Raw genomic sequence first — 3,487 nt, forward strand, 5'->3', positions numbered from 1 at the left:
CGAGACGTTGATCTGGCGCAGGGCGCGGTCGTTCATGTCGACGACGCGGCGCCACTGCACGCGGCGGATGTCGATCTCGGCCTCGTTGCCCCAGTAGATGTGGTTGTCGATCATCGCCGACAGCAGCGAATGCGCCGAGGTGATGGCGTGGAAATCGCCGGTGAAGTGGAGGTTCATGTCCTCCATCGGCACCACCTGAGCATAGCCGCCGCCCGCGGCGCCGCCCTTCATGCCGAAGTTCGGCCCCAGCGAGGCCTCGCGGATGCAGACCGCCGCCTTCTTGCCGATGCGGTTGAGACCGTCGCCGAGACCGACGGTGGTGGTGGTCTTGCCCTCGCCGGCCGGGGTCGGGTTGATCGCGGTGACGAGGATCAGCTTGCCGTCCTCGTTGCCCTGCACCGAGTTGATGAACGCCTGTCCCACCTTGGCCTTGTCGTGGCCGTAGGGCAGCAGCGAATCGCTGTCGATTCCCAGTTTGGCGCCGATCTCCTGAATCGGGCGTTTCTTCGCCTCGCGGGCAATTTCGATATCGGTCTTGTAGCTCATGGCACACCCTGTTTGGCAGCATTGCGGTAATTCGGTGTCCATAGGCATACCGTCATCGGCACACGAGTCGGGACGCATTTCCGACATTTCCCGCGCTTGTTGCGTCGAGAATCCCGGGCCGGGTTTCTTTTTGGAAACGAATGGTCGCGACGGGCCCGGGAATCCCGGATCAGAGACCGCGCGCCGCGTCGAGCTGGCTCCAGACCGGCTGGTCGGGAATGTGCAGCCGCAGAATATCTCCGGTTTTCAAGGCTCCGGGACGTTCGACCCATGCGGTGACGCCGCGCCGGCCCGCCGCCGCCTCCTTGAAGGCCTTGCCGTGGCCGGGGCTCTGCCGTTCGATGACCCGGCCCGGCAGCACGCAGGGGCGGTTCTCCATGTCGATCACCAGCGTCGTGCCGTCGGGCGCCTGAAGACGCGACGAGGGCGGCAGATGGGTGAAATCGGGGATGCCGCGCAGCACGATCGAGGCGCCGACCCAGGCCGGGTCGAATTCCGCGATGCCGAGCCGGTCGGCGATGGCCTCGAGCTCTTCCGCCGACACCAGCGACAGCTGCCGAGTGTTGGCGATTCGGGTGCCGCGCGGGTGCTGGGCCAGAACCCGGCTGCAGGAGGCACGGGTGTGCCCGCCGTGACCGGCCAGCGCATCGCCTTCGAAATCGAGCGGCAGCAGGTCGAGCGGCTGGGCACGCAGGTCGGCGGCGCTGTCGATCACCCGGCCGAGCCAGAGGATTTCAGCATAGAAGTCGGTGGGAAGAAGGGCGGGCATGGCACCGGTCCGTTTTCTTGTCGCGCCGGGCGCTGGGTCACCGGGGGCGCAGGGTCAGGAACAGGCGGCGGAACGGGAACAGGCAGCTGCCGTCCGCGCGCAGCGGATAGGCCCGCGCCATAGCGCGTTCATAGGCCGCGATCAACCGCTGTTGCCCGGCCCCGTCCAGCGCCGCCAGATAGGGGCGGGCAAAGGTGCTCTGGGTGAACAGGCGCACCGGGTGGCCCTGCTCTGCGGGCGCGAGATGCTGGAGGTAGTCGGTTTCCCAGAGCGTCACCTCGCCAAGCGGCGCCAGCAGGTCGAAATAGTCACCGGGCGCCAGCACCGCCGGGCCCGCCTCTGGCGGCGGCGCGGCGCCGTCGAGCCCGGCCCATGCCGCCCCCCAGCCGGCATGCGAGGGGGCGCTGTTCTGATGCGGCATCTGCACCGCCAGCAGCCCCCGCGGCGCCAGCGTTGCGGCAAGACGCGGCAGCAGGCGGGGGTGATCGCCCAGCCATTGCAGCGCGGCGTTGGAGAAGATCAGCGCCGGGGCGGCGTCAGGAGCCCAGCCGGCGATGTCGGCCTCTTGCAGACGGTCATAGCCGCCGGCCTCGTCGGCCTTGGCCAGCATGGCCGGGGACTTGTCGATGCCGAGGATCTCGCGGTCGGCAAAGCGGCTGCGCAGGGCCGCGCCCATGACCCCCGAGCCGCAGCCGAGGTCGACCACCGGCCCCGGCGGCAGCGCCCCGACCCGGCTCAGCAGGTCCAGCGCCGGCTGCAAACGCAAACCCCGGAACCTTTCATAGGCCCCGGGGTTCCAGTCTTCTGTGCGCTCTGGCGTCACGCAGAGGGTTCCGGCTCCAGCCCGCCCTCGCCCGAGGGCTTGTTGCGCGGCTTGGTTTTCGGGATCGCGGTGACGCTGGGGGCGTTGCCCTCGTCCGAAGTGTCGTCGTCGCCGTCATCGCCATGCGGCGGCTCGCCCCTCATCACCCGCTTGATCTCGTCGCCGGTCAGGGTCTCGTATTCCAGCAGCCCCTCGGCCAGCCGCTCCCAGTCCTCCTTGCGCTCAGCCAGGATCGCCTTGGCGCGCTGGAAGCCCTCGTCGATCAGGCGCTTCACCTCTTCCTCGATCAGCTCCTTGGTGTGGGCCGAGATCGAGAAACCGCCGGCGCCGTTGCCCATGTAGCCTTCGTGGGCCTGCTGGTAGTCGATGTTGCCGACCTTGTCGGACATGCCCCAGCGCATCACCATGGCGCGGGCCAGAGACGAGGCCTGCTGGATGTCGCCGGCCGGGCCGTTGGAGACCGCGTCCTCGCCCCAGCGCATCACCTCGGCGGCCTTGCCGGCCATGGTCATGGCGAGGTTCTGTTCGCACTGGTCGCGATGCCAGTTCAGGCGGTCGATCTCGGGCAGGCTGACCACCATGCCCAAAGCGCCGCCGCGCGGGATGATCGTCGCCTTGTAGACCGGGTCGCATTTCTCCAGCGCCAGCCCTACCACCGCATGGCCGGATTCGTGATAGGCGGTATGTTCCTTCTGCTCTTTGGTCAGCACCATCGAGCGGCGCTCGGCGCCCATCATCACCTTGTCCTTGGCGCTTTCGAAATCTTCCATGGTCACGAAACGCCGGCCCACTCGGGCCGCCATCAGCGCCGCCTCGTTCACCAGGTTGGCCAGATCGGCGCCCGAGAAACCGGGGGTGCCGCGGGCGATGATGCGCAGGTCGACATCGGGGCCCAGCGGGGTCTTGCGGGCATGGACGCCGAGGATCTTCTCGCGGCCCTTGATGTCGGGGTTGGAGACCGTGACCTGACGGTCGAAACGGCCCGGGCGCAGCAGTGCCGGGTCGAGCACGTCCTTGCGGTTGGTGGCGGCGAGGATGATGACGCCCTCGTTGGCCTCGAAACCGTCCATCTCGACCAGCAGCTGGTTGAGCGTCTGCTCGCGCTCGTCATTGCCGCCGCCATAGCCGGCGCCACGGTGGCGCCCGACGGCGTCGATCTCGTCGATGAAGACGATACAGGGGGCGTTCTTCTTGGCCTGTTCGAACATGTCGCGCACGCGGGAGGCGCCGACACCGACGAACATTTCCACGAAGTCGGACCCCGAGATGGTGAAGAAGGGCACGCCCGCCTCGCCGGCGATGGCCCGTGCCAGCAAGGTCTTACCAGTGCCCGGAGGGCCCACCAGCAG

The 3,487-nt window shown here is 68.2% G+C and carries 4 protein-coding genes; all 4 read right to left on the minus strand.

The window, feature by feature from the left end:
* Positions 1-546 (minus strand): formate--tetrahydrofolate ligase (locus ABZD10_RS14400; protein ID WP_372887531.1); only part of this gene is annotated, 546 nt, incomplete at its 3' end.
* A 169-nt stretch (positions 547-715) separates the two neighbouring features.
* The gene (locus ABZD10_RS14405; protein ID WP_372887533.1) at positions 716-1,315 is read right to left on the minus strand and encodes an MOSC domain-containing protein; all 600 of its coding nucleotides are present in this window, start codon (positions 1,313-1,315) and stop codon (positions 716-718) included.
* A 37-nt stretch (positions 1,316-1,352) separates the two neighbouring features.
* Positions 1,353-2,081 carry a methyltransferase domain-containing protein gene (locus tag ABZD10_RS14410; RefSeq protein WP_372887535.1) on the minus strand — a complete coding sequence of 243 codons (729 nt, stop codon included), beginning with the start codon at positions 2,079-2,081 and terminating at the stop codon, positions 1,353-1,355.
* 53 nt (positions 2,082-2,134) lie between these two features.
* Positions 2,135-3,487 (minus strand): ATP-dependent zinc metalloprotease FtsH (ftsH, locus tag ABZD10_RS14415; protein WP_372887536.1); only part of this gene is annotated, 1,353 nt, incomplete at its 5' end.

Source organism: Shimia sp., assembly GCF_041624275.1.
Lineage (GTDB): Bacteria > Pseudomonadota > Alphaproteobacteria > Rhodobacterales > Rhodobacteraceae > Shimia.